19 protein-coding genes are annotated in these 22,821 nt (G+C 60.6%); 9 read left to right on the top strand and 10 right to left on the bottom strand.

All coding sequences use genetic code 11. The features are described from left to right. Nucleotides 1-249: 249 nt before the first annotated feature. The 9 genes from CI41S_RS23715 to pqqA all read right to left on the bottom strand — a co-directional run bounded on the left by CI41S_RS23715 (nucleotide 250) and on the right by pqqA (nucleotide 9,158). Nucleotides 250-684, bottom strand: coding sequence for a hypothetical protein (locus CI41S_RS23715; RefSeq protein WP_139861809.1), 435 nt, complete (start codon nucleotides 682-684; stop codon nucleotides 250-252). Nucleotides 685-732: 48 nt separating this feature from the next. Next, on the bottom strand, nucleotides 733-1,269 hold the full coding sequence (locus CI41S_RS45035; RefSeq protein WP_172628157.1) for an NAD(P)/FAD-dependent oxidoreductase: 537 nt from the start codon (nucleotides 1,267-1,269) through the stop codon (nucleotides 733-735). Beyond that, on the bottom strand, nucleotides 1,184-2,107 hold the full coding sequence (locus tag CI41S_RS45030; RefSeq protein ID WP_172628156.1) for an NAD(P)/FAD-dependent oxidoreductase: 924 nt from the start codon (nucleotides 2,105-2,107) through the stop codon (nucleotides 1,184-1,186). Before CI41S_RS45030 ends, CI41S_RS45035 begins: the two co-directional genes overlap by 86 nt. A gap of 288 nt (nucleotides 2,108-2,395) precedes the next feature. Further along, nucleotides 2,396-3,922, bottom strand: coding sequence for a CoA transferase (locus CI41S_RS23700; protein ID WP_139861806.1), 1,527 nt, complete (start codon nucleotides 3,920-3,922; stop codon nucleotides 2,396-2,398). A gap of 47 nt (nucleotides 3,923-3,969) precedes the next feature. Beyond that, nucleotides 3,970-4,941 carry a 3-hydroxyacyl-CoA dehydrogenase NAD-binding domain-containing protein gene (locus CI41S_RS23695; protein WP_139861805.1) on the bottom strand — a complete coding sequence of 324 codons (972 nt, stop codon included), beginning with the start codon at nucleotides 4,939-4,941 and terminating at the stop codon, nucleotides 3,970-3,972. Nucleotides 4,942-4,964: 23 nt separating this feature from the next. Then, nucleotides 4,965-5,879, bottom strand: coding sequence for a 3-hydroxyacyl-CoA dehydrogenase (locus CI41S_RS23690; protein WP_139861804.1), 915 nt, complete (start codon nucleotides 5,877-5,879; stop codon nucleotides 4,965-4,967). Nucleotides 5,880-5,916: 37 nt separating this feature from the next. Then, nucleotides 5,917-6,234, bottom strand: a complete 318-nt coding sequence (locus tag CI41S_RS23685) for a DUF3551 domain-containing protein (protein WP_139861803.1) — start codon at nucleotides 6,232-6,234, stop codon at nucleotides 5,917-5,919. Between the two features lie 209 nt (nucleotides 6,235-6,443). Further along, nucleotides 6,444-8,852: a membrane-bound PQQ-dependent dehydrogenase, glucose/quinate/shikimate family gene (locus CI41S_RS23680; protein WP_244626668.1), complete on the bottom strand. Its 2,409-nt coding sequence runs from the start codon at nucleotides 8,850-8,852 to the stop codon at nucleotides 6,444-6,446. Between the two features lie 153 nt (nucleotides 8,853-9,005). Beyond that, complete coding sequence (gene pqqA / locus CI41S_RS23675) at nucleotides 9,006-9,158, bottom strand: pyrroloquinoline quinone precursor peptide PqqA (protein ID WP_139861801.1); 153 nt, start codon at nucleotides 9,156-9,158, stop codon at nucleotides 9,006-9,008. Between the two features lie 236 nt (nucleotides 9,159-9,394). On the opposite strand from pqqA, the gene CI41S_RS23670 reads away from it, so the two are divergent. Continuing rightward, nucleotides 9,395-15,715: an ATP-binding sensor histidine kinase gene (locus CI41S_RS23670; protein ID WP_139861800.1), complete on the top strand. Its 6,321-nt coding sequence runs from the start codon at nucleotides 9,395-9,397 to the stop codon at nucleotides 15,713-15,715. Here CI41S_RS23670 and CI41S_RS23665 read toward each other — a convergent pair. Continuing rightward, nucleotides 15,681-16,070, bottom strand: a complete 390-nt coding sequence (locus CI41S_RS23665; RefSeq protein ID WP_244626667.1) for a response regulator transcription factor — start codon at nucleotides 16,068-16,070, stop codon at nucleotides 15,681-15,683. The genes CI41S_RS23670 and CI41S_RS23665 overlap by 35 nt on opposite strands. A 590-nt stretch (nucleotides 16,071-16,660) precedes the next feature. On the opposite strand from CI41S_RS23665, the gene CI41S_RS23655 reads away from it, so the two are divergent. From CI41S_RS23655 to CI41S_RS23620, 8 genes are all read left to right on the top strand, one after another. After that, on the top strand, nucleotides 16,661-16,876 hold the full coding sequence (locus CI41S_RS23655; protein WP_172628155.1) for a hypothetical protein: 216 nt from the start codon (nucleotides 16,661-16,663) through the stop codon (nucleotides 16,874-16,876). Nucleotides 16,877-17,107: 231 nt separating this feature from the next. Next, nucleotides 17,108-17,743, top strand: a complete 636-nt coding sequence (locus CI41S_RS23650; RefSeq protein ID WP_139862147.1) for a response regulator transcription factor — start codon at nucleotides 17,108-17,110, stop codon at nucleotides 17,741-17,743. A 564-nt stretch (nucleotides 17,744-18,307) separates the two neighbouring features. Next, nucleotides 18,308-18,769 carry a winged helix-turn-helix domain-containing protein gene (locus tag CI41S_RS23645; protein ID WP_139861797.1) on the top strand — a complete coding sequence of 154 codons (462 nt, stop codon included), beginning with the start codon at nucleotides 18,308-18,310 and terminating at the stop codon, nucleotides 18,767-18,769. Between the two features lie 28 nt (nucleotides 18,770-18,797). Further along, on the top strand, nucleotides 18,798-20,420 hold the full coding sequence (locus tag CI41S_RS23640; protein ID WP_139861796.1) for an FUSC family protein: 1,623 nt from the start codon (nucleotides 18,798-18,800) through the stop codon (nucleotides 20,418-20,420). A gap of 50 nt (nucleotides 20,421-20,470) precedes the next feature. Then, the gene (locus CI41S_RS23635) at nucleotides 20,471-20,674 is read left to right on the top strand and encodes a DUF1656 domain-containing protein (protein ID WP_139861795.1); all 204 of its coding nucleotides are present in this window, start codon (nucleotides 20,471-20,473) and stop codon (nucleotides 20,672-20,674) included. An 11-nt stretch (nucleotides 20,675-20,685) separates the two neighbouring features. After that, nucleotides 20,686-21,861 carry an HlyD family secretion protein gene (locus CI41S_RS23630; RefSeq protein WP_139861794.1) on the top strand — a complete coding sequence of 392 codons (1,176 nt, stop codon included), beginning with the start codon at nucleotides 20,686-20,688 and terminating at the stop codon, nucleotides 21,859-21,861. Between the two features lie 231 nt (nucleotides 21,862-22,092). Beyond that, nucleotides 22,093-22,398, top strand: coding sequence for a hypothetical protein (locus CI41S_RS23625; RefSeq protein WP_139861793.1), 306 nt, complete (start codon nucleotides 22,093-22,095; stop codon nucleotides 22,396-22,398). A gap of 184 nt (nucleotides 22,399-22,582) precedes the next feature. Further along, complete coding sequence (locus CI41S_RS23620) at nucleotides 22,583-22,816, top strand: DUF6894 family protein (protein ID WP_057020995.1); 234 nt, start codon at nucleotides 22,583-22,585, stop codon at nucleotides 22,814-22,816. The last annotated feature ends 5 nt before the right edge of the window (nucleotides 22,817-22,821 follow it).

The raw sequence follows: 22,821 nt of genomic DNA, 5'->3' as shown, positions 1-22,821 counted from the left end.
TGAACCTCTTTTGTTTCGGTAATGTAGAGAGAGCAGCCGAGGGGCTCTCTAAAGCCGTCTGCAGCATGCAGGCCCGCTCAAAATAGCTGGCGAGGTTCAGATGCATGAGTAAACGCTGCCAAATTCCGGCAAAATCTTCAAAAGCAGCGGAGCAACTATGCTGAGCACATGCTCAACTGTGATCGAGCGTATGCAATTCGGCCCGGCGTTGCTCGCTGAAGTCCTCAGATTTGATTGCTCGTAAGCGGCCTATCCTCGCCTGAGCTGTTCGAGCCAGCTCGCAAAGCGTGGGTGCCGGGTAAATCTTCCCTCTAAGGCAGCTAACTCTTGACGAAAAAACGGAAGAGAAAGAGTCCTTTCAATGTCGGGCTCTCTTATCTTCCAGATCGCCGATGGAAGAAAGCCATGCACTTTAAGCTCATAAAGCTCGTAGATTGAGTAGATGATTTCGTGTGCTGCTCGACGCTCATCGGGCGTCATGTCCAGGTTGCAAGGTGCGTCTCTTTCAACGAAGGCAGCTATCGGGAGCGTGCGCCTCAGGTTGGAGATCCGATCGGAATATTTGAGGAAAATGTCGGCTCCTACACGCCTGTTGTTGGTGTGCAGCGCGGCGTAGATGGCAATACTGCTAACTATGATCGTGCCAAGCGTCATAAATCTCAAAATGTGATCGAGCACCTGCATTGTCCATCAACTCGGGGATCCTAATCATCGCCGCAAGCGTATCGCCGCTTACGATGTCGGCTGGTGGCCCTCACGCGAGTCCCGCGCGGGAGCAACGTCCCTTGGCGGCTCCGGGATCAATCGCGAGCTGCGCTGGCTAGTGAAATACGACCAGAGCCACTGGTGCTGCACGCGCCAACGGTTCTGCAACTGCGGCAGGGCGAGGACGTGAACGAACGCCCACACCAGCCACGTCAGGGCCCCGCTCGTGCGCAGCCAGCCGCGCTCCAGCACAGCGTAATTCTTGCCGACGACCGCCATATTGCCCTTGTCGAAATAGCTGAACGGACGCCTGACCTTCCCTCCTTTCAGCTCCTTCGCGATCAGCCGCCCGACATAGTGTCCTTCCTGGATCGCCGCCTGCGCCACGCCCGGCACGGGGTGTTCGTTCTTTTGTACGACCGACGCCGCATCGCCGGCGACGAAGACGCCGGGCGCCTCCACGACCTTAAGGAAGGGATCAACGAGCGCGCGCCCTGCGCGGTCGGTTTTGGTGCCGAGCATCGTTGGGATCGGCGATGCCGCAACCCCCGCGGTCCAGAGCACCGTGGCGCTGGGGATCCGGTTTTCCGCCGGCGACCACGCCCTGCGCGTCGACGGTCTCGACTTTCACTTCGGTCAAGATCTTTACGCCGAGCTTTTCGAGCCGTCGGGTTGCCCTGCGGGACAGCGACTCGGCAAAGGTCGACAGAACCCGCTTGCCTGCGTCAAGCAGAATAATGTTCGCCTGTGCCGGATCGATGTAGCGGAAGTTGCCGCGCAACGTGACCTTCACCATTTGCGCGAGGGATGCTGCGAGTTCCACACCCGTTGGGCCTGCGCCGACGAGCACGAACGTCATCTGACGCGCACGTTCGGCCTCGTCCTCGGTCGTTGCGGCCAGTTCAAACGCGCCCAGGATTTTGGCTCGGATCGTCTCGGCATCACTGAGGTTCTTGAGTCCCGGCGCATATTGCGCGAACTCGTCGTGCCCGAAGTAGCTCGGACGCATGCCGGTCGCGACCACCAGGTAGTCGTACGCGATGTTGAGCGCGCCCGCGCCAGGCGAAGACGCCTCGATTGTGCGGGAGGCTACGTCGATGCCAGTGACCTCCGCCAGGAGCACGCTGAGGTTTTTCTGCTTCACTTCGAGCTGACGGATCGGCGCGGCGATCTCCGCGGGCGAGAGGACCGCCGTCGCCACCTGGTAAAGCAACGGCTGAAATATATGATGATTGCGGCGGTCGATCAGGATGACATCGACATGGGCGCGCCGGAGTGCACGCGCGGCTGCGATCCCTGCAAAGCCGCCGCCGATGATGACGACGCGCTTGCGCTCACGGCGGGGGGGCTCGGCAACGGCAGTCGCCTCGTCAGCCCGGGTCTCAGCCAGCATCGCACTCATAGGCTCACCTCGTTCGTGCTCTTGGTCATTGAGAGAGTCTGCAACTGACGTCCGCAACGGTCTCTCAACGCTCCGTGTATTCAGTTCCGTTACGGCATCCTGGCGCACTAGGAGCCGGCCTTTTGCAAAGTGAGGGCTTGACCGGTGCTGTAACGGGAATGTGCGCATCCGGCTTCAGCGCGATGAGAAACACAACAAAGCACAGGGCTCCCATGAGGACCGCAACCACGCTCAAGAGGTCTTTCATGGGAGCCCCATGCATTTACAGGTCGCTGGACCTCTATCGTCTCAACGCTCCAGCCATTCGGGTTTGCTCGCGCCGCGCGGCACGAGCACCGTCCTGAATGCTGGCGGTGTCCGCGACAGGATCGCTTCGGTTATCCCCTGATACGTGCCGAGCGGCGTCTCCGCCGTGAACAGATCGGGAGCGACGTCAGCGTGCTCGTCGGAGGACCCGGCAGTCGCTCGTGCATAGTCCTTGTCGAAAATGCCGAGCGAATACAGCCACAGCAGCGTCCGGGTCAGCGAAACGGTGACCCGATAGCTGCCGCCCTCGACCGCGCGTCGGCGCAGCGCCGACAGAATGCCGACCGTGCCAAGCCAACCCACCACGTTGTCGCAAATCGGGATGGTCGGAGGCGACTTGGGATTTGTGGGGGTGCCCTCGATGCAGAACAGCCCCGATACGGCGCCGCCGATCTCGTCGAACCCGACACGGTTCTTCCAGGGGCCTCTGTCGCCATGGAGAACGACACGCGCATGGATCAAGCCTGGCTTCTTCGCGCAGAGCTCGTCGGCGTCGAGGCCATTGCGCTCCAGATAGCCCGGCCGCTTGTTGGCGAAGAAGACATCGGCATCCTTCAGCAGTCGATCGAATTGTACCCGGTCCTCTTTCGAATTGTTCAGGATCGTCGAGCGCATCCCGACTTGCACATCCCAGGCAAAGGCTTCGATCTCAGTGTCGTCAGGCCGCCAAATGTTGAGTACATCGGCGCCGTGTTGAGCGAGGTCTCTGCCGATACCGGCTCCGGCGATCACATGCCCCATTCCGATTGCGCGAATGCCGTCCAGCGGGCTCTTGCCATCCTTCTTGAAAGGGATCGGATCGCTGTCACCGATCTTCTCAACCGAAATCAGCGACATCCTGGAGAGCACTTCGGCGTATTGAATCTCCCTCCGGAATTCATCGAAGGTGCGCACCATCACGATAGGCAGGCCGGCCTCGGCCGCCGCCTTCTCCAGGTCCAGGGCACGCCACTGCAGAATGGCGTTCCGCACGGAGTCGGTGCTCGAACTGCATTTGAGGAGGTTAAGTGCGCGGGCGGCGAGCCTTGGGTAGATGTTCAGGGGTATGACGTGCCGCCCATCGCGGGTTTCGCGAAACATGGGGATATCGATGAAGGGGTTCAGAGGCTCAAAGAAGGCCGGCGGACGTCCATTGATGGTTTCCCATTTCAGATCGAAGAAACCGGCGAAGCGCCGGAGCGCCTTGCGCACATCGACGGCGATATCCTGCCCCTCACCGGAACGGTCGCGCCACAATGCCGCGACGGCGGTGGACCTGGCAGCCAGACCAATCGCCGCCATCGTGCCAAACCGAAATGGGGTAGGAATGATGGGATCGCGACCGTAGAATGTGAATTTGCCGCCGCTATCCGCTGTCGACATTCCGACGTCCTTCAGGACGTCGTTGACTGCGCCGTGAAAGTCAAAATCCGACCTGGTCTCCGGATTGGCGAGCTTCGATACAATCGTCTCGGTGAGCAGATCGGGTTTGAGCTCTTCCGCTGCCTGAATGGTCGTCTCGATGTTCATCGTGTGTATTCCTGCGTTTGGGGAAGATTGCTGCCTGCAGCCGATCGCTACTTGGCCGCGGATTCGTGCGGAGCGGCCGTCTCCGACCGCTTGCGCAATTCGACTAGGCCGAGCAGAACATCGTCACGCTCTTGCTCCAGCGTCTCGATCGTGCGCGAGCCGACCTCGGCATGGACGCTGTCGATGAGCTTCTTTTGCAACTCCGGAGTCAGCACCGGCGCACCGAGCGTCTTCCACCAAGCTGTCGTCGGGCCGGCGAATTGATGAAAGAAGTGCTCGATACCGCCGGGCCCGCCACCGAGATGGTTGAGCATCATGTTGCCCATGACGCCCCAGCGAAGGCCGGGTCCCCAGGAGAGGGCGGTGTCAACGTCGGAGGCGCTCACGATCCCCTCGGCAACGAGATAATAAACCTCACGTGCCAACGCGGCCTGCAAGCGGTTTGCGACATGCCCCGGCATTTCCTTGTTGAGGCGCACCGGGCGCTGCCCGATCGATGCATAGAACTCCGTCGCGCGCCGGATCGTCTCCTCGGAAGTCTTGGTTCCCCCGACAATCTCGACCAGCGGGATCAGATGCGGCGGATTAAACGGGTGGCCGATGACGCAGCGCTCGGGATGTGCCGCGGCACCTTTCTGGATCTCGCTCATGGTGAGCCCCGACGAACTCGATGCGATGATCACGTCGGCTGGCAGCAGCTCGTCGAGCTGACCATAGAGCCTCTGCTTGAACTCGATCCGCTCCGGGCCGTTCTCTTGAACAAGGTCCGCGTTGGCGACAGCCTGGGCGAGGTCGGCCGTGAACTTGAGATTCGATTGCGATGCCCCGGGCGACAGGCCCAATCGCGTGAGAGCTGGCCAGGCCGCCTCCACGAACTTGCGGAGCGAGGTCTCTGCGGTTGGTGCAGGGTCGGTTGCGACAACCTGCAATCCCTTCGCGAGGAACAGCGAGGCCCAGCTCGCACCGATCACGCCGGTGCCGATGATGGCAATGCGGCGAATGGATTTGGTGTTCGACATGATTTGATTCTCCTGCTCGGCTTTCAAACCTCGGCGTAGGCGATGCCGGTGAGATTGCCCTGGGCGTAGAGGAAGTTGCGCTCGTTCTTGCCGTCGAGGTCGGCGGAATAAACCGAGCCGGCGAAGTCGGTGACGAACATCCGGTTGCCGGGCACGTCGAGGGCGATGCCGATGCCCTCCATCAAATGCGTAACCACGATCTCCGGCGCTGCCTTTGTGTCGACCGGCGCACGATTGACGGTGTTGCCGCGCGGTGGATCGCCACGATCGGTCCAGTAGAGGACACGGTTCGCCACATCGAGCTCAAGGTCGATCGGCTCCGGCAGACGATCGAACAGCACCTCGATGTCGGAACGGTTCGTCGGGGTCTCGCCCTTCGGGATCTCGATGTTGGCGCGTAAGATGCGGCCCTGCTCGCCATTGTCGGGGCCCTTCTGCGTCCAGTAGAATTTCTTGAACTTCGGATCGATGGTGATCCCGACGCACCACCGGTTCTGATCGCGCGCATCCTCGTCGCCGTGGCCGGTTTGGACCAGCGTTTCGACCTGCGAGCCATCGAGATTGGCGCGCATCACGCGCATGCCCTCGCGGTCGCACCAGTAGAGTTTGCCGTTCTCCTTATCGAGGTGGATCTGCTTCGGCGTGTGGGTGCCGCCCTGCGGGACGATGATCTTGCGATTCCCGCCGCCGAGGTCGGCGCGCTCGATCGAGCCGTCGTTGAGAGGGGGAACGCCCATGTTGGTCCAATAGATGTGACCTGCCTGCGCATCCACGACGATGCCGTCGGGGTAGCGGCCATCGGTAACGATGACCTTGCGGTCGGAACCATCGGGATTCATCGAGTGAATGCGATCGCCGCTCAGTTCGAGTACGAACAGTCGGCCGGAGCGGGTGGTGCCCGATAAGTTCTTCGATTTGGCTGCTTCGATTGTCGTCATGGCTCGTCCTTCTGTGCGGAGCATCGAAATGCTTTGCCTACTTGTTGTGGGTAGCCGTTCTTCCGGAGCGCTCGTGATGGACTAAACGGGGTGCATAGGCGTAGGCATTGCGGTTGATTGCCGTGATGCCGGTCTCCCTGTTCGATGGGTTCAGGAGGCACCATCCGCCGATGCCGGAACGCGTTGCCTGGCATTGCTCCATCGAGCTGAAGCCGCAGTCTTTGGTGAAATCACCGTCCAGGCTGCAAAACTCGCCGGCGCGCGCTGCAGACGAGGCGAACATTGCGCCGAGCGCAATTGCCACGGCCAAGGTAACGGCGGGAATGGTCGTTGTTCTCAGGGCGACTGCGGTCATCTGGATCTCTTTCGTTGCATGCGTTTGGCACTATTTGATCCGGATGTGCTGTGAGCGCGAGTGAAGCGCAGCAAATCGCGACAAATTGTTGCGAGGGAGTCTGCTCGTGAATCGATCGGCTCGATCGATGGCTCTCTCTCTCTTTCCATCTCCAGACGGCACAACGCGCGGCATCGGGTGATGCCGCGCGTTGCAGAGATCGTAGACTCTTACTTTTTGTCCGGCAGAGCGTACGCGATCAGCGAGTCGCCGCCCGGCGTCATCATGAAGTGATGGCCGCCCGCCATGATGACAACGTACTCCTTGCCATCCTGCTCGTAGACGATCGGCGCTGCCTGGCCGCCGGCGGGGAGCACGTCGCTCCAGACGATCTCACCGGTCTTGATGTCGATCGCCTTGATCAGATCGTCGGTTGCTGCCGAGATGAAGATCAGACCACCGGCCGTCACGACCGATCCGCCATTGTTCGGCGTGCCGATCTCGAGCGGAATGAAGGTCGGCATTCCGAACGGACCATTGCGGCGAGCCGAACCGAACGGGCGATCCCACAGCGTCTTGCCGGTGGCGAGATCGATCGCACGGATGCCACCGTAAGGAGGCCGCGTGCAGAGCACGCCAGTCGGCATCTGCCAGCCCGCATTGACGAGGATGCCATAGGGCGTGCCCGTCTGCGCGCCGGCGCCTTCAGCGCTCGAGGCGCTTCCGGCCGCACGCGGATCGCCAGCGGGGAACAGTCCCATCGCGTCCGCGTCCTTGCGAGTGACAAGCTTGTCGTAGTTGGGCATGTCGTTGTAGTTCGCGATGATCACCCCGCGCTGCGGATCGACGGCGACGCTGCCCCAGTCCGACCCGCCGTTGTAGCCGGGATATTCGAGGTTGTGACGGTCGATCTCCGGCGGAGTGAACGGGCCCTCATAGCGAGCACGCTTGAAGTTGATCCGGCAGATCATCTGGTCGATCGGCGAGATGCCCCACATGTCGTGCTCGACCAGATCGGGCTTACGCAGCGTGTGGTAACGCGAGAACGGCTGCGTTGGAGAGCGCTGGTCGGGCTCGGCGCCGCCCTGCGGGACGGCAACTTCGTCGACCTGGTGCAGCGGCTTGCCGGTGGCGCGGTCGAGCACGAACATGTCGCCTTGCTTGGTCGGCAGCAGCACTGCTGGCACCTTGCCGCCGGCGGTGGGGAATTCGACCAGGGTCGGCTGGGAGCCGAGGTCGTAGTCCCACACGTCGTTATGCACGGTCTGGTACACCCAGCGCGGCTTGCCCGTCGCCACATCGAGCGCGACCAGTGCGGAGCTGTACTTCTTCTCCTCATCCGAGCGCAGCGAGGTGTAGTAGTCGCCCGCCGAATTACCCATCGGGAGGTAGACGAGTCCGAGCTTCTCGTCGCCGACGGCGGTCGTCCACATGTTCGGCGTGCCCAACGAGTACGGCTTGCCGTCCGGCGGCAGCTTCGTCACCTCCGGCTGGTTGATGTCCCAGGCAAAGCGCAATTCACCCGTGACAGCATCGTAGCCGCGGATGACGCCCGATGCTGCCCAGCGGCGTTGACCATCGAGCACCTGATGCCCGGTGACGACGACCCCGTGCACGATGACAGGGACGCCAGTGATGGCCGCTGTACCCGGAACGACGGGCGTGATGGCGCCATTGGCGCTATCCTTCTGCGCAAGTCCGACCTTGAGATCGGCGGCGCCGTTCTTGCCAAAATCCTGGCACGGCTGGCCCGTCTTGGCGTCCACAGCGATCAGGCGCATGTCGAGCGTTCCCTCGATGATGCGTGCCGCGCAGGCCTCGCCGGCTGCGGCCTTGGGGTTCTCATAGTATGCCACACCGCGGCAGGCCGCCGTGTAGGGCACCCAGGACGCCGGAACCTCGGGATCGTACATCCACTCCTTCTGGCCGGTCGCCGCATTCAGCTTGAACAATTTGTTCATCGGCGTGCAGCCGTAGATCGCATTGCCGATCTTGAGCGGCGTCAATTCCGATCCGTATTTCTTCGGAATGTCGCCCGTGTGGAAGGTCCATACGCGCTTGAGGTCCTTGGCGTTTGCGGGCGTGATCTGCGCAAGGTCCGAAAAGCGCTGTGCGCTCTGACCGCCGCCATAGGCGTTCCACTCACCCTTCTTGGGCGCATAGGCGGAATCCGCGAAGGGGGCGTTTGCGTGCGCCTCAGGCAGCTGGTTCGGTGCCGCCTGCTGATTGAAGATCGGGATAAGAACGGCGAGTGCGGCAGCGAAGCCGCCGGCGCCGATCAACCCCCACTTCCGGGCCTGTCGACCAATGGTCCGGTCCAGCAGGGGAGCAACCAGGATTGCGAGGATGAGAAGGACAAAGGGTCCGACGAGCCGCGGGATCAACTCCCAGCCCGATAAGCCCACTTCCCAGAACGTCCAAACGGCTGTGAAGGCGACCGCGCCGATATAGGTGTAGACGCCTGCGATCTTGCCCTTGATCATGAGCAGGCCCGCGGCGATCAGCATCGCGCCGGCGACAACGTAGTAGAGGCTGCCCCCGAGCGAGGCGAGGTAAGCACCGCCGCCTGCGAGGATGCAACCGAGCAGGGCGATCACGCCGCCCAACAGCGCAGGCGTCCACGCGAGGTATCTCTGCAACTCAGAGGTCCGGCCTCGTGTTGGTGTGGCCGGGCCTGTATGGACTGTCGAAGACATGTGGTTCTCCTTTTTCCGGTGTTTCGAGACGCCGCCGAGCCGCCGAGGCGACCCGGCGTTGATGCGCCGCGAGAGCTCGGCGATCGATCGCCGGTGCTAATTGAGCTCGGCGCGGGCGTATGAGTTGATTTCGAGGCCGACCGCGATCTCGACGACGCGCGGGCTAGTCCACTTCTGTGCGGGGGCCGCCCGCTCGGATGCAGGAAGTTGCTTCGTCAATGACGGGGTGAGGCCAAGGGTGGTGGTCATGCGGATCTCCATTGTTTCGCAATGATTGATTTGACGCGCATGTGTCGCCGTCGCGAGTAAAGCCCGCCAAATCGCGGCAAATTGCTGCTAAGGAGTCAGCGGATTCGACCTATTTGGATCAGGTGGGTTAACGTGACGGCTGGCATTTCTCAGCCGATCGGGTACGATTTTCGCGGGGCCAGAGACCGGCCGCGCGCATGGTGTAAAGCTCGATTGGCCGAACGCCGGAGGCTCACATGGTGCCGCATTCGCTGAATGTCGCGTATTCGGACGGTGACGCTCAGGTCTTGTGGAGGGACAGCGAACGCGTCTTTCACCGCGGTTGGCGAATGGATGAAGACGGCAAGCGCCACGGCGTGTTGTTCGTCGCTCCCGCCACCGAGCATCCGTCCCGCTCTTGCCTCGATCGTCTCACGCACGAATACGAACTAAGGGATGAACTCGAGGCCGCGTGGGCAGTGCGTCCGCTGGAGCTCGTGCGCGAAGCCAATCGAATTAAGCTGGTGCTCGACGATGCGAGCGGCGAGCCGCTCGAGACGTTGCTCGGCGTGCCCATGAATGTAGGGCGCTTCTTGCGCTTCGGCATCGCCATCTCATCGGCTCTGGGCAAGCTTCACCAACGTGGGCTCGTCCATAAAGACATCAAGCCGGCCAACATCCTGTTCAACGAGGCGACTGGCCAGGTGCGGCTGACCGGGTTCGGCATCGCCTCGCGCTTCGCGCGCGAACGTCAATCGCCTCATCCTCCCGAGACGATCGCCGGCACGCTCGCTTACATGGCGCCCGAACAGACCGGTCGAATGAATCGGTCGATCGATTCCCGCAGTGACCTCTATGCGCTTGGCGTCACCTTCTACCAAATGCTCACCGGTGGACTTCCGTTTGCCGCTGCGGAGCCGATGGACTGGGTGCATTGCCATCTCGCCAAGCTACCGGTGCCGCCTGCTGAGCGGCTGAAAGAGATCCCGGTCGCTGTCTCAGCCATCGTCATGAAGCTGCTCGCGAAGCGGGCGGAAGATCGCTATCAAACGACGGCCGGCCTGGAAAGCGACCTTCGCAACTGCCAGACCGAGTGGGCAGCGCAGCGCCAGATCGATGATTTCCCCCTCGGCGAGCACGACACGTCCGACCACCTCCTGATTCCAGAGAAACTCTACGGGCGGCGACGCGAGGTCGACATTTTGCTCGCTGCCTTCGATCGGGTCGTCAACGGCGGCGCTCCCGAACTGGTCCTGGTCTCGGGCTATTCCGGCATTGGTAAATCCTCTGTGGTCAACGAGCTGCAGCCCGTGCTGGTGCCGCCGCGCGGCCTGTTCGCTTCCGGCAAGTTCGATCAGTACAAACGGGACATTCCCTACGCGACGTTGATCCAGGCCCTTCAGAGCCTGACCCGGCCGCTGCTGGGCAAGAGTGAAGAGGACCTTGCGCCTTGGCGCGATGCATTAAGGGAGACGCTGGGACCGAACGCGGGACTGATGCTGGATCTCGTTCCTGAACTGAAGCTCCTCATCGGAGAGCCCCCGCCGGTGCCCGAGCTTCCGCCGCAGGACACGCAACGGCGCTTCCAGCGTGTGCTTCGGCAGTTTATAGGCGTTTTCGCTCGGCCGGAACATCCCCTGGCGCTCTTCCTCGATGACTTGCAGTGGCTCGACGCGGCAACGCTCGACTTGCTCGAACACCTGGTGACCCGGTCCGACCTCCACAATCTTCTCCTTATCGGCGCCTACCGCGATAATGAAGTCACTGCAGCGCATCCGCTGATGCGCAAGCTGGAGGAGATCCGGAAAGCCGGAGCACCCGTTCAACAGATCGTGCTTGCGCCGCTCGCACGTGACGATCTGACAGAGCTGATCGTCGATTGTTTTCGCCGCGGAGCGGAAGATGCCGCAGCATTGGCGGAATTGATCCATCACAAGACGGCAGGCAATCCATTTTTTGCCATTCAATTCATCTCTTCGCTTGTCGACGAGGATCTGCTGACATTCAACTATGACGAGCGCGCGTGGTCCTGGGACATCAACAGCATCCGCGCGAAGGGCCACACTGACAATGTGGTCGACCTAATGGTTGACAAATTGGCGCGGCTTCCCGTCGAAACGCAGCAAGCGTTGCAGCTGCTGGCGTGCATCGGCAACAGCGCGGGGTTCGATCTCCTCGGCATGGTTTCCCGGCTGTCGCAAGAAGAGATGCATGAGCGGCTATGGGAATCGGTCCGTGCCGGGCTCGTTTTCCGTACCGAACGGTCCTACCGCTTTCTTCATGACCGGGTCCAGGAGGCTGTCTACTCGCTCATTCCCGTGGATCTACGCCCCGAGATGCATCTGCGGATCGGCTGGCTGCTCGCGGCAGACACATCTAAGCGAGCGGAGGCGATTTTCGAGATCGTCAATCAGCTCGACCGCGGCGCCGCACTGATCGCTTCGCGAGACGAGCGTGAGCAACTCGCCGAGCTTAACCTGCGCGCAGGGCAGCGCGCCAGGTCGTCCACCGCCTATGCCTCGGCGCTCAAATTTAGCACCGCGGGCGTGGCGCTGCTGACGAACGATTGCTGGGAGCGCCAGCACGAGCTCATTTTCGCACTGGAGCTGCTCCGAGCGGAATGCGAATTTCTGACCGGCGAATTGAACGCCGCGAATGAGCGTCTCGCCGTGCTTGCAACGCGTGCCGCCACCTCCGTCGAACGTGCGACCGTCGCGTGCTTACGCATGGACGTGCACACGATGTTCGGCAGGAACAGCGACGCGGTCGCCGTGGCTCTGGAATATTTCCGCCAGCTGGGCATGGAATGGTCGGCACATCCAACGAAAGAGAAGGCTCTGCGCGAGTATGACTTGATGTGGTCGCAGCTCGGCGAGCGCTCGATCGAGGATCTGATCAAACTGCCGCTGGTGAGCGATCCTTCATCCCTCGCGACCTTCGATGTTTTGGTAAGGCTAGGGGCCCCCGCGCGATTCACGGATATAAATCTCTATTCATTGGCGGCCTGCCGCGGCGTCAATTTAAGTATTGAGCATGGGAACTGCGACGCTTCTTGCGTCGCCTATATTCGAGTTGGCATGCTCGCCGGCCCTTCGTTCGGCGATTACGAGGCGGGGTATCGGTTAGCCCAGCTTGGCTATGAACTGTGCGAAGGATACGAATTAACGCGCTTCCAGGCTACGACGTATCAGATCTTCGGCCTGGTCGCACCCTGGACGAAACATGTGAAGTCCGGACGCGATCTGCTGCGTCGCGCGGTGACGTCGGCCGATCAAATCGGCGATCTCACCATCGGGGCATACAGCCGGAGCCAGTTGGTCAGCCACATGCTGGCGGCCGGAGATCCGCTCATTGAGGTGCAGCGAGCGGTCGAGGGTGGTCACGCGTTTATGCAGAGGACGCGGATGGGATGGGGGATTGATGTTATCGCTTCCCAGCTTGCGCTGGTCAAAATGTTACGCGGGTTGACGCGAGCATTCGGTTCAATGGACTGCGACGAATTCGACGAAGATCAAGTAGCGCAGCGGTTATCCAGCAATCCGAACCTTGCGCTTGCCACGTGCTGGTATTGCATTCAGAAGCTGCAGGCGAGTTTTTTTGCGGGAGACTACGCAGCGGCCGTTGACGCACTGTCCAGGGCACAACCGCTGGTGTGGACCGCCACTTCGTACTGGGACAGCGCGGAATACCAGTTCTATGCGGCGCTCTCTCGCGCCGCATTTTGCGATACCGCTCCTGCCGAGGAGCGGCAGCCGCATCTCGATGCACTGACTGCTCATCACCGGCAGCTCCGCGCATGGGAGGCGAATTGCCCGGAAAATTTCGAGAACCGCGCCGCGCTGGTGGGCGCCGAGATCGCCAGGATCGAAGACCGCACGCTCGATGCCGAGCAATTGTATGAACAGGCTATCCGCTCGGCGCGAATCAATGGATTCGTCCACAATGAGGCGATCGCCTATGAGCTGGCCGGGCGCTTTTACTTGGCGCGCGGCTTCGAGGAGGTCGCGCATCTCTACCTGCGAAACGCGCGGCGGGGCTACCTGCGATGGGGTGCCGACGGAAAGGTGCGGCAACTCGATCATCTCTATCCGCATCTGAGGCAGGACGGACGCGCGCTGGGGCCAGCGGGCACGATCGAAGCGCCGGTCGAACATCTCGATCTCGCGACAATGATTGAAGCCTCGCAGGCACTCTCCGGCGAGATGGTTCTCGAAAAGCTTATCGATAGGCTGCTGCGAGCGGCCATCGGGCACGCCGGCGCCGAGCGAGGTCTCTTGATCGTTCCGCAAGGAGATGTGCTGCAGATAGAAGCGGAAGCAATCGCTGGTGGAGACAATGTAATCGTGCGTCTGCGGGACGGATCCTACAGCACGGCCGCGTTGCCGGAGTCGTTGGTGCGTTATGGAACGCGCACCCATGAGACTGTGATTCTGGACGATGCGTCATGTCAGAATGAATTTTCTGCCGATCGCTATATTCTTCAGAGTCGCGTCCGTTCTATTCTCTGCTTGCCGCTGATCAATCAGGGAAAGCTCACAGCGGTACTCTACCTTGAGAACAGTCTAACGCCGAACGTTTTCACGCCAAACCGTGTTGCTCTATTGAAGGTACTGGCGTCGCAGGCGGCAATCTCGCTCGAAAACGCGCGGCTCTACCATGACCTTGCGAATCGCGAACAGAAGATTCGGAGTCTTGTCGACTCCAACATCATCGGGATAATCATTGTTGACCGTGAACGTCGAATTATTGAAGCCAATGACGCATTTCTACGTATGCTAGGATATGATCGTGTAGACTTGGCCTTGGGCAGAGCGAGCTTGACCGAGCTGACCCCGCCGGAATGGCGCGAAGTCGATAAACGTCGCTGGGCAGAATTGGTCTCGACCGGGCTCGCTCAGCCCTTCGAGAAAGAATATTTCCGGAAAGATGGCAGCCGCGTTCCCGTGCTTGTTGGTGCTGCCACGATGCTCAAGGAAGGAGGCAACGAGGGCGTTGCGTTCGTACTCGATCTGACTGAGCGCAAGCGGGCGGAGGAGGCGCTGCGACGCAGCGAAGCCTATTTGGCTGAAGCCCAACGCTTGAGTCATACCAGCAGCTGGGCCTTGGATGTGCGCCGTCGAGAGTTCGTGTATTTATCGTCCGAAGCATACCGCCTTTTTGGGTTCGATCCGAAGAAGGACATAAGATCACCCCAGCATTTCTATGATCGTATCCTTCCCGAGGACAGAGAGCGGGTCATCGAAACGGCGCAACAGGCGGTTCAAGAGAAAGCAGGTCGCGAAGTCGATTTTCGCATTGCACTTCCAGACGGATCGATCAAGTACGTACATTCCGTGGGGCATCCCTTGCTCGGAACGGATGGCGAAGTAGTCGAAGTGGTTAGTACGCATATCGATGTTACCGAGCAGCACCTCGCAAACGAGAGGCTGCAAAAGGCCTTCGACGATATCAAGAAGTCAGAAGATCGCCTTCGACTGGTCGTCGACACAATTCCAGCGTTGGTCTGGCGCGCCAACCCGGATGGGATTCCCGACTTCCTCAATCAGCCGGCCCTCGACTACACCGGCCTCAAATTGGACCAGGCCGAAACCGGCTGGCCTCGCGCCTTTCATCCGGAAGACAAGAAGGGCATGTTGCAAAAATGGACTGCAATACGGGAGTCGGGCATGCCCGGCGAGCTCGAAGCCCGACTTCGCCGCTTCGATGGTGAATATCGCCGGTTTTTGTTCCGCGGCGTGCCGCTGCGCGATGAGTTGGGCAATATTGTCAAATGGTACGGGTCGTCTACTGACATTGAGGATCGGACACAGGCGCTGGCGCGGTTGCAGCAGATGCAGTCGGATCTCGCGCACATGAACCGCGTGAGCGTGATGGGAGAACTGGCGGCTTCGCTCTCTCACGAGATCGCACAACCGATCGCCAGCGCGCGCAACAACGCTCGGGCGGCCCAGAATTTCATGAAGATGCAGCCGCCGGACCTGAGCGAGGTCCGGGAAGCGCTCTCCTGTGTGGTTGCGGACGCGGATCGATCCGCGGAGATCATCGATCGCATCCGAGAGCAAATCAAGAAAGCCCCGCCGCGAAAGGGGCGGTTTGATCTCAACGCTGCGATTAGGGAGGTGATCACATTGGGGCAAAGCGTGACTGTCAGGAATGGCGTTTCGGTCCGGGCTCGGCTTGCGGAGGGATTGGCTCCGGTTCTGGGGGATCGTATTCAGCTGCAACAAGTCATGCTGAATCTAATTCTGAATGCGGCTGAAGCAATGATCTCAGTAGAAGAGGGAGCAAGAGAGCTGTTGATCAGCACCGAGCAGGACCGAGCAGGCGCCCTTGTGGGCGTTCGCGATTCCGGGCCTGGCATTGATCCGGCGCATCTCGATCGGGTCTTCGATGCCTTCTATACCACCAAATCCAGTGGAACGGGCATGGGGTTGTCGATCTGCCGGTCCATCATCCACGCGCATGGAGGCAAGTTGTGGGTCGAAGCTAACGAGCCTCGCGGCGCTGTATTTCAGTTCACCTTGCCCGATGCCGAAACAGAGCTCACGGCTCCTCTTCAGGCCAGCCCGCGACTGTGAGAGCTTCGCGAACGCATCGTGTGAGATCCACTTCGTCCAGAGGCTTGCGCAGGTAACACAAGACGCCATCTTCGAGCGCGCGAGCCCGGTCAACGTCATTGGGAAACGCCGTCACGAGGATCGTTGGAATCGCGTAGCCCGTATCGATAAGAGATCGACGGAGTTCGAGTCCCGTCATGCCAGGCATATGGATGTCGGCGATCAGGCACGCGGTTTCCGGGAGGCGTGGGGACGCGAGAAACTCGGCTGCAGACGAGAAAACATCGACCGTGTGGCCAAGCGATCTCATGAGCCTGCACATGGAGTCCCGAAAGAACCGGTCATCGTCGACGACCGAAACCAATACCTTCTTCATCATGCCTCTATGGCCACTCGCAGGACCCGTCGTGCGGGCGACGTAACGGTGCCGCAACTCCGCGTGGGATTGCTTGACTTGCGTCAAGGATGACACCAATGCGACGCTGGCGCCCCGTAAACTTTGGCTTACCTCGACAACCAATTGCCAAGCCCGGCAGTCGTTGCTCCTGATGGAAAATTGCCACTGAACGGACTGGTCGCGGGGATCATGCGTGCCGATCTCAGATCATGGCGGAGCCCCATAAGCCTTCGTATCGCCGTCCTGCCTCCCTTGGAGGGCCTACATCGACTCGCGGTCAATTGAGGTGCCGGTGACGATGCTCCTAATGTCTATGCGTCCGGAATGCGCAGGGGCCAACAGGAGAGAACAATGCCTTACCGCATGGAAAGTCGGGGGTCTCGCAGGGTCACACGATGCGCCGTCTGTGATGGCAAGTTCGGCCTCGTCCGGCATTATTCGTGGCGAACCCAGCTTTGCTCCAAAAGGTGTGTCGATCGCCTCAAGAGCCGTCGCCAAAGTGACGGCAACTGGATGGGCTGGCTCCGAGTCACCTCCGACCAGTCGCTCGAAAGCCGTGCGAGGGCCTCATGATGCTTCAGATCTCACCACGAGGCAGGCAGTATTTGAAAACGGCGGAGACTTTGCTTCGCACCGCCAAAACCATGACGGATCGAGCGGTTGCGGGTCAGCTCAAGGCGCTTGCCGACGACTACGAGCGGCGAGCCGCGAAGGCTTCGCGCGATGATGCAGACAAAGCGTCGGCTCGATTGGCCTATAATGTTGAACGCGCGTGGAGCGCATGAGCTGATGGGCAGTGTTGCTCATCAGCTATCGGACGAACCGTAGATGGTTGGGCAAGGCCGACCAGCGTTGGGCGAGGTCAGTTGCGTCGGTCTTGCGTAAACTTTGGTGTACGCCCCGCGCGCATCCTCTGGAAAAATGGGACTGTTCAGGCTCCGGGATTAGGACTAGAAATGCGCAATCTGGCCGCGGTCCAAGAAGGCGAAATTTTCGCGGCGTCCCGAGCAGCAGCTATGCCTGGCGCAGATTCCACCGTGTTGGTCATCGACGACGATCCGGACGTCCGCACGTCGGTCGGACGTTTGCTGCGATCGCTTAGCATCAATGTTCAGCTATTTGCCTCCATTCCCGACTTCCTGAAGTCCGACCTACCGGATGGGCCCACCTGCCTGGTGCTCGACATCAGAATGCCGGGTCAAAGCGGCCTCGATCTTCAGCGCGAGCTTGCTGCATCAAACAGGGATATCCCGATCATCTTCGTCACGGGGCATGGCGACATACCGATGTCCGTGCAGGCCATGAAGCGGGGGGCCATCGAGTTCCTGACCAAGCCGTACCGCGACCAGGATCTTCTCGATGCTATTCAACTCGGGCTTTCTCGCGATCGTGAACGGCGGGAAACTGACAAGGATCTGGTTTCCTTGAGGGAGCGTTTCGCTTCATTGAGTCCCAGGGAACGCGAAATCGTGATTCAAGTCGCGCGAGGCCGCCTGAGCAAACAGATCGCCCACGATATCGGCATCGCCGAAGCCACCGTGAAGGTGCACCGCAGCAGGGCGATGCAGAAGATGCAGGCCGGTTCTCTTCCCGAGCTTGGCCGGATGGCCGACAAGCTCAAGCTGGTGCCCGACACGACGCAGCGCGCTTGAGTGGTCACTTTGCTGCGTGCCACCCGCACGCTCGGATCCGCAGTCGCTTATCTCCAGGCAAACCAACAGAAAAGGCCGGCGGGCGTTACACCGCCGACCTTTTCTTGCAACTGCCGGCTCGTGGGTCCGGTTCCGCTGCGATTCCGGCGTGGGTGCCGGAGCAACAAAGAGCGGCCCACCATGCAATTGGTGATCCGCATCGGGTGGATCGTTACAGCAGAGCGATGCCCGACACCATTGCACACGGGTATGGCGCGATTGTACCGAGGGCGCTTCGCGCTAGTGATCTAGACACAGCCAGCTATACGTTGGCTTATCGATCACGAAGGGCCATGCAGGGCGTGTGCTAAGCCTCGGGGTTGTCGGGCGTCTTGATCGTGCCACAGCACTCGTGATCGATGGCCCGCTCTCTCGCGCAGCCTGTAAATCTAGGTTTAGGTCATGCAACCAAATCTGTCATTGCGCGCGACCAGCGTGGAATAGCTCGCGGCTCTCCAAATCGTCAAATTGCGGGCCACTGGCACCTTTGCGGGGATTAGCCCGGCAAAAGCACGCGAGGTCACGATGCGATCGATTTCAGCTTTCGGCCGCCTGGAGCAATTTCATCCTGAACCGAGGCTCGACGCCGCGCACACGGTTCAGGGTCCGCTCTCGACCAGACCATCCGTCCCGCAGCGAGTCAGATCGGCCGGCGTCGCCCCAGTCGACGTTTCTTTCGGACCGTTCCGGCTACTTCCGACGCAGCTTCTTCTGCTGGAAGGCGACAAGCCGGTCTGCCTTGGAAGTCGCGCGCTGGAGATCCTGATCGCCTTGCTTGAGCGCCAGGGTGAGCTGGTCAGCAAGCAGGACTTGATGACGCGGGTCTGGCCCAATGTCTTTGTCGAACCAGCGAACCTCACGGTCCATATGTCCGCGCTGCGCCGTGCGCTGCGTGATGGCCGCGACGGGCACCGGTTCATCGTCAACATTCCCGGACGTGGCTACTGCTTCGTCGGCAAGGTCGACGTGCTGGTACACGAGAATTGAGCGCGACTGACGAAGCATCAGCAGAGACATGACCGTGGTCGCGACGACAACAGAGCAGCGGCTCACCATAGCGAAGATACCCGTCGGCGCCTGGAGCTTCGCTATCCGTATTTGGCTCGCCACGATCCTGGCACTGTTCGTGAGTTTTTGGTTGCAGCTTGAATCGCCGACGACGGCCGCGCTTACGGTTGCGATTCTCGCCGAACCAACCCGCGGTCAGGCGTTGGACAAGGCGCGTTGGCGTCTGCTCGCTACTGTCGTGGGTGTGACAGCGTCAATCGCAATCACCGGTCTCTTCTCGCAGGCGAGGGATCTGATCCTCGCAGCGTTTGCGGTCTGGCTTGGTGTCTGCGTTTTCGCGGCAAAGCTCCTGGATGGCTATCGGGCTTATGCGGCGGTGCTGTCCGGCTATACCGTCGCATTTATTGCGACACAGCAGATCGACAACCCGCAGCACGTCTTTGAATCCGGCATGGCGCGTGGCGCCGCGATCGTGGTCGGCGTTCTCTCGATTGCAGTCGTGAATACCCTGATGTCTGCTCCCGATCGCCGATCGCACCTGATCACCCAGCTCGCGGCGATTCATCGTCGCGTTCGTCTCTGTGCCAGCGCTGCGCTCCGTGGCGAACCAGGCGACTCCAAGACATTCTTGTCGCTGCTGCGCGAAATTGTGTTCCTTCGGCCGGAGATCGCAAGTGTAGCTCCGGAGTCGAGTAGCGGCGCGGTTGGGAGTGCGGCTGCCCGCAGCACCGCGGTCTCGCTTATCGCCGAATTGCAGGCTGCTCGGAGCCTGAGCAACGGTCGTGCCCACGGCGCGGGCGCTGAAACGGAAATCCTGGCGCGGAGTGAGGTACTTCTACGGGGCGAACAAGTTTCGCAAGATTTGCTTGCCCTGAGTTCAGCGAAGTGGCCGCGGCGATTGTGGCGCGCGCCTTTGTATCGTTCCTACCGAATTGCTGCCGAGAGCGCTGTCCGCGCTGCTCTATGGCTCGCCATCACCTCGGCGTTCTACGTGTGGGCCGGGTGGCCTGCCGCGAGCGTTTCGCTGTCTTTCGTGACAATGATGATCGGATTGGGGGCCACAACCCCGAAACCGCGCGCCTTCACGGCGATCGCACTCGTTGCTGCGCCGATCGCGATCGTGCTGACCGGCATACTCGAGTTCTTCATCCTCAATGGTGCCGATGACTTTCCGCTGCTGGCCATCGGTCTTGCCCCCTTTGTGATCGGCGCGGCGCTCCTCGTTACCTCCAGCAATCTTCTGTGGTCCTCGCTTGGTCGCGCCATTCTGCCCTTCATCATGCTCCTCCTGGCGCCGAGTAATCCGCAGACCTACAATCCGCAAGCCTTCCTCTTTACGTCCGTGTTCATTATCGCGGCGGCCGCGTTGCTGCTCGCAACGCAAACACTGATTCCTCCCTTATCCGATGACAAACGAAGGATGCAGCTTCTAGCGGAGGCTCGCAGTGAACTGCAGGAGCTGTCTTTCAAGAATGGAGAGGCGCCGGAAGAAGCGATGCTCCGGAATGCGTCACGGCTTGGGCAGTTTCTTTCCGCCGGCGGCTCAGAGGACAGTGAGGCGCTCGCCGAAATGGTCTCTTGTTTCGACCAATCAACGATGATGCGGCGCGATGGTTCGAAGCTGACCTAACCCGGGGATGGGCGTTGCGACCAAGATCTCGATTTATCGGAGGAAACCTGATGGCACAGACCTTTGCGGAGCTGGTGATCGGAGGCGTCCTGTTCGCTCCGTTTGTAACTTACCTCGCGATAGCTCTCATCATGATCATCGCGCTTCGGCCCCTTCTGCATGCCGTCGGCTTTGCGAAGATGTTCAGCCACGCCGCGATCGCCGAGATGAGCCTGTTTGTGACGGTTCTCGGCCTGTTGATTCTGTTGGTCTAGAGGAGGGCGCCATGGATGCGGTCGTTCATGATGTGACTGTTCGTGAGATACAGGCAAATGCCGCTTTGCCGAGTGAAGCTGAGGAATTAGTTCGTCGAGTGAGCCCGGTCGACCAACCCGCACTGAGGGTATCGGAAGGTCACACGGATGATGGGCCGATCGTACCGGCTCCAGTAAAATCGACGCCGCCGCTCCGAAACGATGGCTCGCGAGCCGGGCGGCTTCTGGTGCGCAGGCTGGCGACCGTCGGAATCGCCGCCACTGCGGTGCTGGCTGCGCTCGTGTCATGGGACCAGTATAACGCCGGACCGTGGACGCGCGATGGGCGGCTGCGCGTGCAGGTGGCGAGTGTTGCGCCGGAGATCTCCGGGAGAATCAAGCAGCTGCGAGTCGTCGACAACCAATTTGTTCATAAGGGTGACGTTTTGTATGTCGTCGACCCCTTTGATTTCGAGATTGCGCTGCGCACGAACAAGGCGGCCCTCCAGCAGAAGATGGCGGATCTGAGCGTGAAGGCATTGCAGTCCGAGCGGCGGAGCCGCTTGTCTGATTTGGCTGCGTCCACCGAGCAGAAGCAGGTCTATGAGGGAAACGCTCTTCAGGCAAAGGCGGCTGTCGAATCAGCCGAGCAGCAGGTTGCGCAGGCGGAGATCAACCTGCAACGCACCGAAGTGCGCAGTCCGGTGAATGGAATCGTCACCAATCTCCTGCTTCGGGAGGGTGACTACGCGCATCTTGGTGTCGCAAACGTCTCCATTATCGATACGGATAGCTATTGGGTCGACGGCTATTTCGAGGAAACCAAGCTGGCGAGGCTGTGCGTTGGTGACCGTGCCGAGGCTAGGCTGATGGGCTATTCGGCGCCGATTACAGGCCATATCGCAACGGTGACGCGTGGCGTCAGCGTGTCCAATGCGGCCGCCGCCACGCAGGGCTTGCCCAATGTCGATCCTGTCTACACCTGGGTGCGCCTGGCGCAGCGGGTACCGGTCCGGATCGCAATTGATCACGTCCCGACCGGCGTGCCGCTGGTGTCGGGCCTGACAGCAACTGTGACGATCCGGGACGGCACGGATGGCGAAAGCGCAACGCTGTTGCAAAGTGCCCGCGCCAAACTCGAAACGAGCTTTTTCGGATTGATCGGCAGAGCCTCGGCGCGGCCGGGCTGCATTCCAGACCCGGCATGAGTCTACACGACAGCTTTAACGCGGTCAGCCTGTTCGCTTGCGCGCAGGCTGACTGCGTCAACTCGTGTCACCTCGGACGAAGGTGGGCCGCTGCATCCATACAGAGTCGCTCGGTAAGCCAAGGTTCAGTTGATGCAGCCACAGCCGTACCTGGAACGGCTCGCGTGCAATGGAACATAGCCTAAAGAACTGTAACTCTCCTCGTAACAATTCCCCTTGCGGAGTTCGATCATGAGGAGATTAGCCGTTCTCATCGCGTCTGCCGCGATCATCGCATCTACGGCCCCCTCCCTTGCGGCTGAATGTACCTCAAGCAAGGACGTCGATGCCTTTTGCAAGCGCTGGCCGACCGTGCAGAGCCAGCCGGCCAATGCCGAGAAGGAAACGAGCTGTCGCGCCTACGCCGCCTCATTCTACGAGTCGGTGATGTTGCGGCAATTGGCAGCCAAACGCGTCGATGGTGCGCGTGTGTTGGCCGCGCTCGATTCCGTGATCAACGCTTTCAACGACCTGTTGGCGACGAAGTGCGGCAGCTGAGCCTCCTATTCGTGGCAAATGCCAACTCTAGAGGTGCGCAGATGATCCTGTTTCCGCTGATGACAACCTGGATGTGGTTCCAAATATTCGTGGCCTCGCCGCTGTCTACCTCGCGCTGCCTCTTTGAGGACACGAGCGACGCTTGCCTCTCGCTACTCCCCATTCGATCCAAAGGAGACTGAACGTGACCCAGGTCTACTTCCATTGCTCGAACACGAAGAAGGTGTTCGTCGATCGTCGCGGCGCCTTGGTGGATGATCTCGCTGAGGCGTGCGATCATGCGACCCGCATCGTGCGATCCTTGATCGACGAGCGCAGCCTCGAGGATTGGCGTGACTGGGCCTTGCATGTCAGCGACGAGCAGGGCGGTGAACTGTTTGTTGTTCCCTTCACTTTCGTGCTCGGCAAGTCGCATTGAGGTCG

Source organism: Bradyrhizobium ivorense (genome assembly GCF_900696085.1).
In the GTDB taxonomy this organism is placed as follows: domain Bacteria; phylum Pseudomonadota; class Alphaproteobacteria; order Rhizobiales; family Xanthobacteraceae; genus Bradyrhizobium; species Bradyrhizobium ivorense.
The sequence above is the reverse complement of the archived record's forward strand: the minus strand, read 5'-3'. Positions and strand labels throughout refer to the sequence as shown.

What these genes read in the sequence shown, in the direction of transcription:
- CI41S_RS23690 (WP_139861804.1), bottom strand. Translation starts at nt 5,879, where the DNA reads ATGACGACAATCGAAGCAGCCAAATCGAAGAACTTATCGGGCACCACC.
- CI41S_RS23655 (WP_172628155.1), top strand. Translation starts at nt 16,661, where the DNA reads ATGATGCTTCAGATCTCACCACGAGGCAGGCAGTATTTGAAAACGGCG.
- pqqA (WP_139861801.1), bottom strand. Translation starts at nt 9,158, where the DNA reads ATGACCACCACCCTTGGCCTCACCCCGTCATTGACGAAGCAACTTCCT.
- CI41S_RS23685 (WP_139861803.1), bottom strand. Translation starts at nt 6,234, where the DNA reads ATGACCGCAGTCGCCCTGAGAACAACGACCATTCCCGCCGTTACCTTG.
- CI41S_RS23635 (WP_139861795.1), top strand. Translation starts at nt 20,471, where the DNA reads ATGGCACAGACCTTTGCGGAGCTGGTGATCGGAGGCGTCCTGTTCGCT.
- CI41S_RS23665 (WP_244626667.1), bottom strand. Translation starts at nt 16,070, where the DNA reads ATGAAGAAGGTATTGGTTTCGGTCGTCGACGATGACCGGTTCTTTCGG.
- CI41S_RS23625 (WP_139861793.1), top strand. Translation starts at nt 22,093, where the DNA reads ATGAGGAGATTAGCCGTTCTCATCGCGTCTGCCGCGATCATCGCATCT.
- CI41S_RS23640 (WP_139861796.1), top strand. Translation starts at nt 18,798, where the DNA reads ATGACCGTGGTCGCGACGACAACAGAGCAGCGGCTCACCATAGCGAAG.
- CI41S_RS23650 (WP_139862147.1), top strand. Translation starts at nt 17,108, where the DNA reads ATGCCTGGCGCAGATTCCACCGTGTTGGTCATCGACGACGATCCGGAC.
- CI41S_RS23630 (WP_139861794.1), top strand. Translation starts at nt 20,686, where the DNA reads ATGGATGCGGTCGTTCATGATGTGACTGTTCGTGAGATACAGGCAAAT.
- CI41S_RS23715 (WP_139861809.1), bottom strand. Translation starts at nt 684, where the DNA reads ATGCAGGTGCTCGATCACATTTTGAGATTTATGACGCTTGGCACGATC.
- CI41S_RS45030 (WP_172628156.1), bottom strand. Translation starts at nt 2,107, where the DNA reads ATGAGTGCGATGCTGGCTGAGACCCGGGCTGACGAGGCGACTGCCGTT.
- CI41S_RS23645 (WP_139861797.1), top strand. Translation starts at nt 18,308, where the DNA reads ATGCGATCGATTTCAGCTTTCGGCCGCCTGGAGCAATTTCATCCTGAA.
- CI41S_RS23700 (WP_139861806.1), bottom strand. Translation starts at nt 3,922, where the DNA reads ATGAACATCGAGACGACCATTCAGGCAGCGGAAGAGCTCAAACCCGAT.
- CI41S_RS23695 (WP_139861805.1), bottom strand. Translation starts at nt 4,941, where the DNA reads ATGTCGAACACCAAATCCATTCGCCGCATTGCCATCATCGGCACCGGC.
- CI41S_RS23670 (WP_139861800.1), top strand. Translation starts at nt 9,395, where the DNA reads ATGGTGCCGCATTCGCTGAATGTCGCGTATTCGGACGGTGACGCTCAG.